Annotated in this window: 15 protein-coding genes; 5 read left to right on the plus strand and 10 right to left on the minus strand. The window is 66.8% G+C overall.

Annotation, left to right across the window (positions count from 1 at the left end; translation table 11 throughout):
- Positions 1-35: 35 nt before the first annotated feature.
- Positions 36-386 (plus strand): DUF3301 domain-containing protein, encoded by a 351-nt coding sequence (locus H4O10_RS02455; protein ID WP_005408844.1) that lies wholly within the window; start codon positions 36-38, stop codon positions 384-386.
- Positions 387-432: 46 nt separating this feature from the next.
- Here the strand turns inward: H4O10_RS02455 and H4O10_RS02460 are convergent, their stop codons facing one another.
- From H4O10_RS02460 to H4O10_RS02490, 7 genes are all read right to left on the minus strand, one after another.
- Positions 433-885 carry a ClpXP protease specificity-enhancing factor gene (locus H4O10_RS02460; protein ID WP_005412806.1) on the minus strand — a complete coding sequence of 151 codons (453 nt, stop codon included), beginning with the start codon at positions 883-885 and terminating at the stop codon, positions 433-435.
- An 84-nt stretch (positions 886-969) separates the two neighbouring features.
- The gene (locus H4O10_RS02465; protein WP_005408842.1) at positions 970-1605 is read right to left on the minus strand and encodes a glutathione S-transferase N-terminal domain-containing protein; all 636 of its coding nucleotides are present in this window, start codon (positions 1603-1605) and stop codon (positions 970-972) included.
- Positions 1606-1739: 134 nt separating this feature from the next.
- On the minus strand, positions 1740-2489 hold the full coding sequence (locus H4O10_RS02470) for a cytochrome c1 (RefSeq protein WP_005408841.1): 750 nt from the start codon (positions 2487-2489) through the stop codon (positions 1740-1742).
- Positions 2482-3741: a cytochrome bc complex cytochrome b subunit gene (locus tag H4O10_RS02475; RefSeq protein ID WP_005408840.1), complete on the minus strand. Its 1260-nt coding sequence runs from the start codon at positions 3739-3741 to the stop codon at positions 2482-2484. The genes H4O10_RS02470 and H4O10_RS02475 overlap by 8 nt, the downstream gene beginning before the upstream one ends.
- Positions 3741-4361 carry a ubiquinol-cytochrome c reductase iron-sulfur subunit gene (petA, locus tag H4O10_RS02480; protein WP_004151998.1) on the minus strand — a complete coding sequence of 207 codons (621 nt, stop codon included), beginning with the start codon at positions 4359-4361 and terminating at the stop codon, positions 3741-3743. Before petA ends, H4O10_RS02475 begins: the two co-directional genes overlap by 1 nt.
- 264 nt (positions 4362-4625) lie before the next feature.
- Complete coding sequence (locus H4O10_RS02485; RefSeq protein ID WP_049395455.1) at positions 4626-5546, minus strand: lytic transglycosylase domain-containing protein; 921 nt, start codon at positions 5544-5546, stop codon at positions 4626-4628.
- A gap of 46 nt (positions 5547-5592) precedes the next feature.
- Positions 5593-6561, minus strand: coding sequence for a WYL domain-containing protein (locus H4O10_RS02490; protein ID WP_033834738.1), 969 nt, complete (start codon positions 6559-6561; stop codon positions 5593-5595).
- Between the two features lie 80 nt (positions 6562-6641).
- On the opposite strand from H4O10_RS02490, the gene H4O10_RS02495 reads away from it, so the two are divergent.
- Positions 6642-7262 carry a glutathione S-transferase gene (locus H4O10_RS02495; protein WP_049395457.1) on the plus strand — a complete coding sequence of 207 codons (621 nt, stop codon included), beginning with the start codon at positions 6642-6644 and terminating at the stop codon, positions 7260-7262.
- A gap of 148 nt (positions 7263-7410) precedes the next feature.
- Positions 7411-8829 (plus strand): tRNA (N6-isopentenyl adenosine(37)-C2)-methylthiotransferase MiaB, encoded by a 1419-nt coding sequence (gene miaB / locus H4O10_RS02500; protein WP_012479666.1) that lies wholly within the window; start codon positions 7411-7413, stop codon positions 8827-8829.
- Between the two features lie 318 nt (positions 8830-9147).
- Here miaB and H4O10_RS02505 read toward each other — a convergent pair whose 3' ends face one another.
- From H4O10_RS02505 to H4O10_RS02515, 3 genes are read right to left on the minus strand one after another with little or no spacing between them, the layout of a single operon-like run.
- Positions 9148-10260, minus strand: coding sequence for an ABC transporter permease (locus tag H4O10_RS02505; protein WP_049396218.1), 1113 nt, complete (start codon positions 10258-10260; stop codon positions 9148-9150).
- Entirely contained in the window at positions 10257-11180 is a 924-nt protein-coding gene (locus tag H4O10_RS02510) for an ABC transporter ATP-binding protein (protein WP_049396219.1), read from the minus strand. Before H4O10_RS02510 ends, H4O10_RS02505 begins: the two co-directional genes overlap by 4 nt.
- 20 nt (positions 11181-11200) lie before the next feature.
- On the minus strand, positions 11201-12157 hold the full coding sequence (locus H4O10_RS02515; protein WP_049396220.1) for an HlyD family efflux transporter periplasmic adaptor subunit: 957 nt from the start codon (positions 12155-12157) through the stop codon (positions 11201-11203).
- Between the two features lie 481 nt (positions 12158-12638).
- Here H4O10_RS02515 and H4O10_RS02520 point away from each other — a divergent pair, with 481 nt between their 5' ends.
- Together H4O10_RS02520 and ybeY are read left to right on the plus strand one after the other, a co-directional pair.
- Positions 12639-13625, plus strand: coding sequence for a PhoH family protein (locus H4O10_RS02520; RefSeq protein ID WP_005408832.1), 987 nt, complete (start codon positions 12639-12641; stop codon positions 13623-13625).
- Positions 13622-14107 (plus strand): rRNA maturation RNase YbeY, encoded by a 486-nt coding sequence (gene ybeY, locus H4O10_RS02525; protein ID WP_012479661.1) that lies wholly within the window; start codon positions 13622-13624, stop codon positions 14105-14107. The genes H4O10_RS02520 and ybeY overlap by 4 nt, the downstream gene beginning before the upstream one ends.
- Positions 14108-14123 lie beyond the last annotated feature (16 nt).

Below are 14123 nucleotides of genomic sequence, written 5' to 3' on the forward strand. Positions count from 1 at the left end.
CATCTTTGCGGGATCGACCCCTGACGGCTGACGCCATGCCCACCCTGCTGCTGTTGCTGATTGCCGGCGGAATCATCTATTTCTTCTGGAACGCGGCGCGTTCGGCCGCCGAGCGCGCGGTCGAACTGGGGCGCAATGCCTGCCGTGCTGCCGACGTGCAATGGCTGGATCAGGCGGTGCACGCCACCGGCCTGCGCCTGTCGCGCGGCGAAGATGGCCGGCTCGGCTTCGAACGTACCTTCAAGTTCGAGTATTCCTACGACGGCATCGATCGCCACGTGGGCCGCATGGTGCTGCGCGGCGACCAGCTGATCTCATTCACTGGCCCGGGCGCGGCGCGGATCAGCCAGATCCGCGCGGATGTGGACGATGCCGAGGATGTGTAAGGGCTGAAGGCGTGCCGACCAACGGTCGGCACCCACCGTTACCTGGTTACTTGACCACGCGCAGGTTCGGGCGCCCCTTCGGCGGCGGGCTGGCTGGCGGCGTATCGTCCGGCGGCGTGCCTTCCTCGTGCAGCAGCTCATCGCTGGTCGGAGCGGTCTCGTTGCCCGGGATGTCATCCGGTAGCGCCATGCCCTGCCCGGTCTCGCGGGCGTAGACGGCCAGCACGGCGCTGATCGGCACCTGCACCGGGTAGCTGGTACCGGAGAAGCGCGCCGAGAAGCTCACCATCTCGTTGTCGATCATCAGCCGCACGACAGCACGTTCGGCGATGTTGAGCACGACCCGGCCATCCTTGACCGCCGAAGGCGGGACCTGCACGCCGGGAACGCCGGCGTCGACCAGGATGTGCGGGGTCAGCTGGTTGTCGTTGATCCATTCCACCAGCGCCCGCAGCAGGTACGGGCGGTGGCTGGTCATGTGGAAGAAGTCTTCGGTCATGCGTGAAGTGTACGCGCCCGGCGCCCCGCCGGGGCGGATCACCTGCACGCCGGTCGGCGTGCAGACGGGTAACGCAGGCCCGGATCAGACCGGCAGATCGCGCAGCTTCTTTTCCTGATCGGTCAGGCTACGGACGAAGCCCGGATGGCGGAAGATGCGGTTGCCGTAGTCCTCGATTGCCTTGCCGTCCTTCGGCAGCGGTACGTCCAGCGACTGCAGGCGCCAGATGATCGGCGCCATCGCGCAGTCGGCCAGGCTCATTTCCGGGTTGAGGAAGAACTTGCTGGCCTTGAACAGCGGCAGCGAGGCGGTCAGCAGCTCCTTCAGGCGCTTGCGGCCAGCCTCGGCCTGGGTCTTGTTGCCGAGCTGGATGGCCTGCACCTGTGGCACCCAGTCGTGCTCGATGCGCAGCATCGCCAGGCGGATGCGCGCACGCGAGAGCGGATCGACCGGCATCAGCGGCGGATGCGGATAACGTTCGTCCAGGTACTCGCTGACCACTGATGCGGCGTACAGCACCAGCTCGCGTTCGACCAGGGTCGGCACCGAGTGATACGGATTGAGGTCGATCAGGTCTTCAGGCGGGTTCTGTGGATCGACCGGAACGAAGTCGAAGGTCACACCCTTGGCCGCCAGCACCAGGCGTACACGGTGGCACAGTACATCGTCGTTCGAGGAAAACAGCGTCAGTGTATTGCGCATGCGTACGCTCGCCGCCATCAAAGGCTCTCCCACGACAGGAGACCGCCTGCCGCATCGGCGCCGCCGGCACCGTGCCGGCGGTCGACTCCTCCCCGAGTGTGCAACCGACCATCACAAAAGCCAATAGGCCCGTGCGATGGCCGGCGGCAGATTCAGTGAACGTCCTTCCAGTATTCCTTCTTCAGCAGGTACAGCAGGAAGGTGAGCAGGGCCAGGAACAGGATCACCCACACGCCCAGCTGCTGGCGCTTGAGCGCGGCCGGTTCGCCGGCATACTCGAGGAAGTTGGTGATGTCCCGCACCGCCTGGTCGTACTGCCCGGCATCAACCGAACCCGGCGTTTCGATCTTCAGGCCGGTCACCGGCGGGTCCATGCCGGGCGCTTCCGCCTTGCCATGGACCGCATGCTGCAGGCCCTGCATCTCCCACAGCGGGTTGGGCATGGAGGCATTGGCGAACAGCGCGTTGTTCCAGCCCAGCGGCCGGCTGCTGTCCAGATAGAACGACTTGAGGTAGGTGTAGACCCAGTCACTGCCCCGCACGCGCGCGATCAGGCTGAGATCGGGCGGCATCTTGCCGAACCACTTCTCCGCGTTCTCCTTGGGCATCGCCACCGGGATCGGGTCGCCGATCGCCGAGCCGGTGAAGTTGAGGTTGTTCATCACCTCTTCCTCGGTCAGGCCCAGGTCCTGCGCCATCCGCGAATAGCGCAGGTACTTCAGCGCGTGGCAGCCGGAGCAGTAGTTCATGTACAGCTGCGCGCCGCGCTGCAGCGAAGCGCGGTCGCCCAGATCGTTGCCGGCCTGCAGCAGCTTGGTGCCACCTTCGGCGGCGGAGGCCAGGAAACTGCCCAGCATCAGGGTGGCCGTCAGGGCCAACCGGACCATCCAGCGATCAGTCATGGGTGGTCACCCTCTCCGGTACTGGCTTGGTCTTGTCCAACCGTGTCCATAGCGGCATGGTGATGAAGAACGCGAAGTACAGGAAGGTCAGCACCCGCCCGATGTAGGTCTCGTGCACGTCGGTGCCCGGGCCGGAACCAATCACGCCCAGCCACACGAAGCACACCGCCAGCACGCCCAGCATCACCTTCGAGATCCAGCCGCGGTAGCGCACCGACTTCACCCTGGCCTTGTCCAGCCACGGCACCAGGAACAGGATCGCAATGGCCGAGAACATCACCAGCACGCCACCGAGCTTGTTCGGCACCACGCGCAACATCGCGTAGTAAGGCGTGTAGTACCAGACCGGCTTGATGTGTTCCGGGGTCACCAGGCGGTTGGCCTCGGTGAAGTTGTCGTGCTCCAGGAACAGGCCGCCGAAACCGGGCGCGAAGAAGATGATGAAGGCGGCGATGATCAGCAGGAAACCGGCGCCGACGCCATCCTTGAGCGTGTAGTACGGGTGGAACGGAATGCCATCGGCCGGTGCGTTCGGCGACCAGCGGTTGCCCTTCGGCCCCTTCTTGATCTCCACGCCATCGGGGTTGTTCGAACCCACTTCGTGCAGCGCGCCCAGATGCAGTACCACCAGCAGCAACAGCACCAGCGGCAGGGCGATGACATGCAGCGCGAAGAAACGGTTGAGCGTGGCGTCACTGGGCAGGTAATCGCCCATGATCCATTCGGTCAGGCCGTTGCCGATCACCGGTATCGCGCCGAACAGCGAGATGATCACCTTGGCGCCCCAGAACGACATCTGGCCCCACGGCAGCACGTAGCCCATGAAGGCTTCGGCCATCAACACCAGGTAGATCAGCATGCCGAGGATCCACACCAGCTCGCGCGGCTTCTGGTAACTGCCGTACAGCAGGCCACGGAACATGTGCAGGTAGACCACGATGAAGAACAGCGAGGCACCGGTGGAGTGCATGTAGCGGATCAGCCAGCCCCACTCCACATCGCGCATGATGTATTCGATGGAGCCGAACGCCTCGGCGGCGCTGGTCTTGTAGTGCATCGTCAGGAAGATGCCGGTGACGATCTGGTTGACCAGCACCAGCAGCGCCAGCGAACCGAAGTAGTACCAGATGTTGAAGTTCTTCGGCGCGTAGTACTCGCTGACGTGCTTCCGGTAGACCGGCATCAGGCCGGGCGCGCGGGCATTGACCCAGTCGGCCACGCCGCTGGCGGTACGGCTGAGGATATTGGCCATCAGGCAGCCCCCTGCGGATCGACACCGATGATGATGGTGTTGTCGTCCTGGTAATGGTGCGCGGGCACCTTCAGGTTGATCGGCGCCGGCACGTCCTTGAAGACGCGGCCGGACATGTCGAAGCGCGACTTGTGGCAGGGGCAGAAGTAGCCACCCTTCCACTGCGGGTCGTAGGGCTCGGGCCGGATCTCGGCGACCATTTCCGGCGAGCAGCCCAGGTGCGTGCACAGGCCGACCAGCACGGAGATGTCCGGCTTGATCGAGCGCAGCTCGGGGTTCTGCTTCAGCACGTAGTCCGGCTGCTGGTCCTTCTCGCCGGACTCGGGGTCCTTGAGACGGCCGTCCAGCCCGTGCAGCGCATCGAGGATGGCCTTGGACCGCTTGACGATCCAGATCGGCTGGCCACGCCATTCCACGATCAGGCGTTGGCCTTCCTGCAGGGCGCTGATGTCGGCCACCACCGGTGCGCCGGCAAGCTTGGCGCGGGCACTGGGGTTCCAGGATTTGATGAAAGGAACTGCGGTGAATCCGACGCCGACGGCGCCCACCACGGCTGTGGTGGCAGAAAGAAAACGCCGACGTCCGGTGTTGACTGGATCGTGTACCCCATCGTTGGCCATCCGGCACTCCGATATTGATTAGGTAGCTTTAAGGCTGCCAGCGGATCCGGTGGGGGCCAGAGCCGCATTGAATCACGGTCGAGTGTAGCGGAACCGTCGCGCGCCACACAACGCATTGCAGCAACATTGATTGCGGGGTTGCCGGCCAGCGGCCGGCACTACCTTTCAAAGGAGTGCCGACCAACGGTCGGCACCTACCGCTCAAGGAGTGCCGACCAACGGTCGGCACCTACCGTTCAAGGAGTGCCGACCAACGGTCGGCACCTACTGGTGACTCAGGGCGGTGCGGTAACGTTCGGCCAGTTGCCCGACCCGGCGCACGTAGTACTGGGTCTCGCTGTAGGGCGGCACGCCACCGTGGCGGTCGACCGCGCCTTCGCCAGCGTTGTAGCCGGCTGCGGCAAGGGTCAGGTCGCCATTGAAGCGTTTCAGCAACCACGCAAGATACTGCACGCCGCCACGGATGTTCTGCCCGGCGTCATAGGAATCGCTTACGCCGAAGCGCGCGGCGGTCGGCGGCATCAGCTGCATCAAGCCCTGCGCGCCAGCACGGCTGAGCGCGGTCGGGTTGTAGGCCGACTCGGCATGGATGATGGCGCGCACCACCGCCTCCTCCACGCCGAACTCGCGCGCGGCCGAGGTGATCTCGGCCTGGAAGGCCGAGGTGTTCAGTCGCACGGTGCCGAAGTCCACGCGTGGATTGACCCCGCAGGCATAGCAGCGCTCCATGAAGCTGTAGCGGATGGTCCGGACCGGGCCGAGGCTGGCCACCTGTGCCGGGCGCGCACTGGTGTAGTGGCGCACGCCATCCTTCATGAAGGAATACACCTGGCCACTGACCATGCGCCCGCTGCGCGAGGCGACCGGCTGTGCGGGACCGGATGCCGGCACGGACGCAGGCGCGACCGTTGCCGGCGCTGCGGCACTCGCAGCAACGGCCACCGGGTTGCGTTCGATGCTGGCCACCGTTGTCGGTGCCGGCCTGGGCGCGGCCACCACCGGTCGAGGTGCCGGGCGGGTGTCACGGGTGTAGCTGATGGTGCTGCAGCGCGCGCCGGCCACCCGCTTGCTCACATAACTGGTGACGCCGTCAGCGCCCTGGCACTTGTACAGGGTTCCAGCGCTGGCCGGCGCAGCGGTCAGCGCAGCGATGATGATCGCCGTTGTCCCCAGTATCCCCTTCATGGCGGCGAGTGTCCCAGCTTCGCCGGGGCTTGCCAAGCGACGTGGCTCAGCCTGTGACCGGCGGCACAGCCAGCAGCTGGCCGAGGCCCGCCAGGCGCTGCGCCAGTTCGTCGCGCAGGCCCGGCGGGGTGGTCCAAAGCGCCACGGGTAGGCGGTCCAGGCTGAGAATCTGCGCCAGCATCATGCCGCGGCTCTCGGCGCCCATGCGCAGCAGGCAGTGGTCGGGGCCATCCGCTTCCAGTACTCCACACCACGGCGGGATGCGGCCTTCCAGCTCGGAATGGCTGCCGGACAGGCGGAGGATGGCCTGCAGCGCGAACGGCGCCTGGCTGACCGCCTGCCGCACCATCACATCGGGCGGCGCCGGGGTGCGCCGGTGCAGGCCCGGCCCGGCGCACTCACGTACGGCGCCCATGCGGTCCACGCGCAGGGTGCGCCAGTCCTGCCGCCCCAGGTCCCAGGCAAGCAGATACCAGCGTCGCCCGTAGTTGACCAGGTGCTGGGCCTCGACCTCGCGCTGGGTGACGGCTTCCTGCGCGCTGCGGTATTCGAAGGCCAGCCGTGACGCCTGTCGGCAGTGCTGGGCCAGCCGCCCGAGCAGGCGTGCGTCGGTGGACGGAAGGTCGGACAGGGTGGCCGTCGCTGCATGCACCTCGCCGGCCTGCTGGCGACGACGGGTCGGCACCAGCGGATCGAGCTTGGACAACAGGCCACGCGCGGTGTCGTCGATCCCGGCAACGGTGGCCGAGGCTGCGCGCAGGGCGATGGCCAGGGTGGTCGCCTCCTCCTCGTCCAGCAGCATCGGCAGCACCGGGGCCCCGGCCCCCAACTGGTAGCCGCCGCCGACCCCGGACGAGGCCTGCACCGGATAGCCCAGCTCGCGAAGGCGCTCGATATCACGGCGGATGCTGCGCCGGTCCACACCCATGCGCTCGGCCAACTCGGCCCCGGACCACTGGCGGCGGGCCTGCAGCAGGGCGATCAGGCGCAGCAGACGATGGGCGGTATGGCGCATGAAGGATCGAGGACAGAAGTCGTCCGCAATAGTGCCCCAGGATGGCCTCCAGTTCACCACTCACCGCAAGGAGCAATGCCATGAATTCACGCCAGATCACCCTGTACCACGCCGCCCGATCCCGCTCGAGCGGCGCCGTGGCCCTGCTCGAAGCGCTGGGTGCCGACTACCGCATGCAGGTGCTGGACCTGAAAGCCGGCGCCAACCTGGCCCCGGCCTACCTGGCCATCAACCCGATGGGCAAGGTGCCGGCCATCGTCCACGACGGCGCACTGGTGACCGAGCAGGTGGCGATCTACCTGTACCTGGCCGACCTGTATCCGGAAGCCGGGCTGGCACCGCCGATCGGCGACGCCCTGCGCGGCCCCTACCTGCGCTGGATGGCCTTCTATGGCGCCTGTTTCGAGCCGGCGATGATCGACAAGGCGATGCACCGCGAGCCGCCGCCGCGCCTGATGTCGCCGTACAACGATGCCGAGACCGTGCTGCAGGTGGTCGAGGCCCAGCTGGCGCAGGGCCCGTACCTGCTGGGCGAGGTCATGAGCGCCGCCGACGTGCTGTGGGGCAATGCACTGGCGTGGACCACGGCCTTTGGCCTGGTACAGCCGGCGCCGGCCACGGCTGACTACATCGCACGGATGAGCGCGATGACCGCGTTCGACCGTTCGCGGCAGATCGATGCGGAGCTGGTGGCGGCGTAAGGGCGCCCGCCGGGCACCGCCCGGCGCTACCGGGGCCGGCGGGATGCGGGTAGCGCGGGGCCGTGCCCCGCGAGCGCACAGCGCGGCGTACGCGCCGGGATGCAGGTAGAATTGCCGGCTTTCCCGCCACCCGAATGGATTAAGCGCCATGACCGGGACGCCAGACGTCTTTCCGCCCGCCACGCCGGGCGGTGCCCCGCTCGTTGCCCTGCCCGCCGGTCCGCGCAAGCCCGACCAGGTGAAAGGCAAGCTGTACATCAAGACCCACGGTTGCCAGATGAACGAGTACGACTCGGCCAAGATGGCCGACGTGCTCGCCGCCAGCGATGGCCTGGAACTGACCGATACCCCGGAAGACGCCGACGTCATCCTGGTCAACACCTGTTCCATCCGCGAGAAGGCGCAGGAGAAGGTGTTCAGCCAGCTGGGCGTCTGGAAGGGCCTGAAGAACAAGGGCCGCGAGGTCATCATCGGCGTGGGCGGCTGCGTTGCCTCGCAGGAAGGCGAGGCGATCATCAAGCGTGCGCCGTTCGTGGACCTTGTGTTCGGCCCGCAGACCCTGCACCGGCTGCCGGAGCTGATCCGCGCCCGCCGCGAGCAGAAGCGCCCGCAGGTGGACATCAGCTTCCCCGAGATCGAGAAGTTCGACCGCCTGCCGGAACCGCGTGCCGAAGGCGCTTCGGCGTTCGTGTCGATCATGGAAGGCTGCTCGAAGTACTGCTCGTTCTGCGTGGTGCCCTACACCCGCGGCACCGAAGTCAGCCGCCCGTTCGAGGACGTGGTGGTGGAAGTGGCGCAGCTGGCCGCGCAGGGCGTGCGCGAAATCAACCTGCTCGGGCAGAACGTCAATGCCTATCGCGGCCCCTATGGAGATGGCGAGTTCGCCGATCTCGGCCTGCTGATCCGGACCATCGCCGAGATCGACGGCGTCGGCCGCATCCGCTTCACCACCTCGCACCCGCTGGAGTTCAGCGACTCGCTGATCGATGCGTTCCGCGACGTGCCGCAGCTGGCCAACTTCCTGCACCTGCCGGTGCAGGCCGGCAGCGACCGCGTACTGTCGGCGATGAAGCGCGGCTATACCGCGCTGGAATTCAAGTCGAAGATCCGCAAGCTGCGCGCGGTGCGCCCGGACATCTCGATCAGCTCGGACTTCATCGTCGGCTTCCCCGGCGAAACCGATGCCGATTTCGAGAAGACCATGAAGCTGATCGAGGACATCGGCTTCGACCACAGCTTCTCCTTCATCTATTCGCGCCGCCCGGGCACCCCGGCGGCCGACCTGGAGGACACGATCAGCGATGCCGAGAAGCACGCGCGCCTGTCGCGCCTGCAGGAGCGCATCAATGCGCACGCTGCCGGCATCTCCGAGAAGATGGTCGGTACCGTGCAGACCGTGCTGGTGGAAGGCCCTTCGCGCAAGAACCCGAACGAACTGACCGGCAAGACCGAGAACATGCGTTCGGTGAACTTCCCGGCGCCGGCGCGGCTGATCGGCCAGTTCGTGGATGTGGTGATCACCGAGGCGCTGACCAATTCGCTGCGCGCGCGCGTGGTGGCGGAATAAGGTGCGCCGACCAACGGTCGGCACCCACCGAATTGATGCCGACCAACGGTCGGCACCCACCGGAGTTGATGCCGGCCAACGGTCGGCACCTGCCGAATTGATGCCGACCAACGGTCGGCACCCACCGAATTGATGCCGACCAACGGTCGGCACCCACCGAATTGATGCCGACCAACGGTCGGCACCCACCGGAGTTGATGCCGGCCAACGGTCGGCACCTGCCGAATTGATGCCGACCAACGGTCGGCACCCACCGAATTGATGCCGACCAACGGTCGGCACCTACCAGGGTGGATGCCGACCGTTGGTCGGCATGCCTCAATCCAAACGCTTGCGGAAACGCAGGATCGCCAGGCTCATCATCACCGCGATGAAGCCCAGCAGCGCCAGCGCGTCGTGCCACAGCTCCCACAGCGAGGCGCCGCGCAGCATGATGCCGCGCACCAGGCGCAGGAAGTGGGTCAGCGGCAGTACTTCGGCCAGCCATTGCACCGGCCGCGGCATGCCCGCGAACGGGAACATGAAGCCCGACAGCAGGATCGACGGCAGGAACAGGAACAGGGTCATCTGCATCGCCTGGAACTGCGAGCGCGCGCGCGTGGAAATCAGCAGCCCCAGTGCGAGGTTGGCCAGCACCAGCAGCACCGCGGCCAGGTAGATATCGAGCAGGCTGCCGCGGATCGGCACCTGGAACAGCCAGGTGCCCAGCACCAGCACCAGCGTGGTCTGCAGCAGGCCGATGGCTGCATAGGGCAGCACCTTGCCGACCATCAGTTCGCTGCGCGACACCGGCGTGGCGATCAGCAGCTCCATGTTGCCGCGCTCGCGCTCGCGCACCACCGCCACCGCCGTGAACATCACCAGGGTCATGGTCAGGATCACCCCGATCAGGCCTGGCACGATGTTCACCGCCGAACGCCGCTGCGGATTGTAGAAGCTGGTCACGCTGATTGGCCCCCCGGCGATGCTGCCTTCGCGCAGCGGCCGCGTGTTGCTGGTCGGTCGCGTCTCCAGCGGCACCTGCGCCAGCTGGATCGCCGCGCTCTGCACCACGGTGTCGCTGCCATCAACCAGCACCTGCACCGCCTCGCGTCCATCGAAGCGACGGCGCTCGAAGTCGGCCGGCACCACGATGCCGACACTGATCTCGCCACGCCGCAGCGCCTGCATCAACTGGTCGGGCGTATAGGCTTCGCTGCGCGGCGTGATCACGCCGGTGGCGACCATGTCCTGCACCAGCGCGCGTGACGCCGCACTGTTGGCCTGGTCGGCGACACCGGCGTCGAGGTGGCGCAGGTTGAGATTGATCGCGTAGCCGAACAGCAGCAGCTGCATCACCGGAATGCCGACGATCATCGCCAGCGTGATGCGGTCGCGGCGCAGCTGGCGCAATTCCTTGAGCATGATCGCCCACAGCCGGCGCAGGTTCATGCCGCTGGCTCCCGGCCACGGCCGCGGGTGGCGGCGACGAAGACGTCTTCCAGGTTCGGCGCCACCGCCTCGATGCGGGCCTGCGGATCGGCGCTGGCCAGCGCGCGCCGCAACGCTGGCGTATCGGCGGCCGCCTCGCTGCACAGCACCCGCAGCTGCGTGCCGATCTGTGCCACGCTCAGCACGCCGGGCAGCTCAGACAACGCGCGGCTGGCCTGCCGCGGCTGCGCCGACGTGACCTGCAACGTGCGGCCGTCCAGCTGTGCACACAGTTCGGCCGGCGTGCCATCGGCGACCAGCGCGCCTCGATCGAGGATCGCCAGCCGGTGGCAGCGCTCGGCTTCGTCCATGTAGTGGGTCGATACCAGCACGGTGGTACCGGCGTCGGCAAGTTCAAACAGGGCCTCCCAGAAATCGCGGCGTGACTCCGGGTCGACCGCGCTGGTCGGCTCGTCCAGGAACAACAGCTCGGGCGCGTGCACGACGGCGCCGGCCAGCGCCAGGCGCTGCTTCTGGCCACCACTGAGGGTGCCGGCCAGCTGCGGCTGCCGGTCCAGGAGACGGTACTGCTGCAGCAGTTCGTCGACCCGCTGCCGGGCCTGCGTACGCGGCAGGTCCTGGATGGCGGCGAGGAATTCCAGGTTCTCGCGCACCGAAAGGTCTTCATACAACGAGAAACGCTGGGTCATGTAGCCGATGCGCCGGCGCAGTGCCTCGGCCTGCTCCGGCACGGCCAGGCCGAGCACCTCGATCTGGCCGGCGCTCGGTTCCAGCAGGCCGCACAGCATGCGGATGGTGGTCGACTTGCCCGACCCGTTCGGGCCCAGGAAGCCATAGACCTGGCCACGCGGCACGGTCAGGTCGACATTGTCCACGGCCAGCAGATCGCCGAAGCGGCGGGTCAGGCCCTGGGCATGCACCGCGATGTCGTTGCCGGTGTTCAGAAGCTCACCTGCACCGGCATTCCCGCCGGCAGCTTCTGCATGTCGGAGGGAGCGTCCACTTCGATCTCGGCGAGGTAGCTCAGGCGCGCGACGTCGTCACCGGTCAGTGCGTAGTACGGAGTAAATGAAGGCTCGCTGCGGATCGAGCGCACATGCCCCTTCAACGCAGTGCCTTGCCCTTCCAGGTGCACCTGCGCGACCTGCCCGACCTTGACCTGCAACCGCAATGGCTGCGGCAGGTAGACGCGCGCATAGGGGCGCTCGCCGACCAGCATCACCGCCAGCGGCGCGCCGACCGGCGCCTGGTCGCCCTGCCGGTAAGGCAAGGCATCGACCACGCCGTCGCGCGGCGCACGCAATTGCAGCTTCTGCAGGTTCACGGCCTGCACTGCCTGTTGCGCCTGCGCGGCATCGGCGGCGGCCTGGCCCTGGGCGATATCCTGCACACGGCTGCCGTGCACCCGCTCCAGCCAGGCCTGCTCGGCAGCACGCACGCTGGCCTCGGCATTGCCGGCGGCGGCACGTGCACGATCCAGCTCAGCGGCGGCAATCAAGCGCTGCTGTGCCAACGGCTGGACCCGCCGGTAATAGGCACTTGCTTCGGCAGCCTGTGCGCGCAGCGCGGCCAGTTGCGCCTGGGCCTGCGCGATCTGCTCCTGGCGTGGGCCGATCTTCAGTTCTTCCAGCTGCGCCTGCGCACGCGCCGTATCAGCCTGCGCTGCGGCGAACTGCGCGTCGCCGCGGGCCGGGTCGAGCTGCATCAGCACGGCGCCGGCCTTGACCTGCTGTCCCTCGCGCACCTCCACCGTGGCGATCACTTCGGCCGCCGGCGCCGGCACCGTGATCCGGTCCCACTCCAGCGTGCCCAGTGCAGTCGGTGTTGACTGCACACACCCGGCCAGCAGGCCGATGCCCGCCAGTCCGATTCCTCGCATCCCGTTGCCGATGCCCATGCCATCCCCTCCTGCGACGGCGACACGGTGCCATGTGCCCCGTGCACCCTCAATGATTCCGATCAGCCCTGGCGGTTTTTTCGCCACACGCCGGCACGCCTTTTGCTGCAAGGCTCCGCACCACCTATCCACAGGTTGATTCGGCATCATTCCACAACCGTTGTGGAAATCCGCCAGCGCCCGGCTTTGTTGCTCACCCGGCAACGAAACCTGCACTGTCGTCACGATGAATGCCCCCGTGCAGGCCCCCGTGGCAGTGCTGCCGAAGCGACGAGCGACCATGACGTTTTTTTCACCAGGACCTCATGGGCCTTGTGGCACAAGCATTGCGAAGGTCTATCCACAGGTTTTCGCGCCCCCCGTCCACACCGGGTGTGGAAAACGCTGTATCGACCGTCTGCTGGCCGTGTGCCCCGCACGCGCGCTACCCTTGTCTCCCCTGAATACACTGCGGTGGAAGGCGTCCGCCCCACCCGAAGCAATGAAAAGCATCGAGCATCGAGACTTCACCCTGTCGCCGGAAGACAACGAACGGCTGGCCAACCTGTGTGGCCCGTTCGACGGGCACCTGCGGCAGATCGAACTGAAACTCGGCGTGGAAATCGCCAACCGTGGCTTCGTGTTCCGCATCAGCGGGCCGAAGGAAGCCATCGTCGAGGCGCAGAAGCTGGTTGAAGCGCTGTACGCCGAAGCCGGCGAAACCACCTTCGACAACCACGCCATCCACCTGCGCCTGGCGCAGGCCAATGTCGAGCAGATCGCCGAACGCTCCTACGAAGCGCAGGAGGTGGCGATCAAGGTCAAGCGCGGCACGGTACGCGGGCGCGGTGCCAACCAGGCCCGCTACCTGCACCAGATCGCAACCCACGACATCAACTTCGGCATCGGGCCGGCCGGCACCGGCAAGACCTTCCTGGCCGTGGCCAGCGCAGTCGAAGCGCTGAACGAATCGCGGGTGCAGCGGCTGATCCTGGTCCGTCCCGCGGTGGAAGCCGGCGAGAAGCTGGGCTTCCTGCCCGGCGACCTGAGCCAGAAGGTCGATCCCTATCTGCGACCGCTGTACGACGCCCTGTACGAGATGATGGGCGTGGAGAAGGTGGTCAAGCTGCTGGAAAGGAACGTCATCGAGATCGCGCCGCTGGCCTATATGCGCGGCCGCACGCTCAACGATGCGTTCGTGATCCTGGACGAAGCACAGAACACCACCATCGAGCAGATGAAGATGTTCCTGACCCGCCTCGGCTACGGCTCCACCGCGGTGGTCACCGGTGACCTGACCCAGACCGACCTGCCCAAGCACGTGAAGTCGGGCCTGCGCGATGCCATCGATGTGCTGCGCGACGTGGAGGGCGTGAGCTTCACCTTCTTCGAATCCCGCGACGTGGTCCGCCACCCGCTGGTGGCGCGCATCGTCAGCGCCTACGACCGCCGCGACCTGCATCAGATCCAACCTGGAGCAACTCCATGACCCGTGGTCCCGTGCGACTGGACGTCGCCATCAGTTATGCCCTGCCGCGTGCCGGTCTGCCGGCGGCAGTGAGCTTCCGCAGGTGGGTGGCTGCCGCGCTGAAGGGCCGCATCCGCGAGGCCGACCTGGCCATCCGCGTGGTCGACGCCAAGGAAGGCCAGTCGTTGAACCGCCACTACCGTGGCAAGGACTACGCCACCAACGTGCTCAGCTTCCCGGCCGAAGTGCCCGAAGGCCTGCCCAAGGGCGTCAAGTTCCCGCTGCTCGGCGATCTGGTGATCTGTGCACCTGTCGTAGCGCGGGAGGCCGACGAACAGGGCAAGGCGCTCAACGCCCACTACGCGCACCTGACCGTGCACGGCGTGCTGCACCTGCTCGGCTGGGACCACGAGGACGACAAGGAAGCCGAAGCGATGGAACAGCTGGAACGGGAGATCCTGGCCGAGCTGGGCATCGACGACCCCTACGCGGGCGAGCGCTGACACCGGGCCCTGTTCC

Origin of the sequence: Stenotrophomonas sp. I18B00994 (assembly GCF_014145825.1) — a bacterium.
Taxonomy (GTDB): domain Bacteria; phylum Pseudomonadota; class Gammaproteobacteria; order Xanthomonadales; family Xanthomonadaceae; genus Stenotrophomonas; species Stenotrophomonas maltophilia.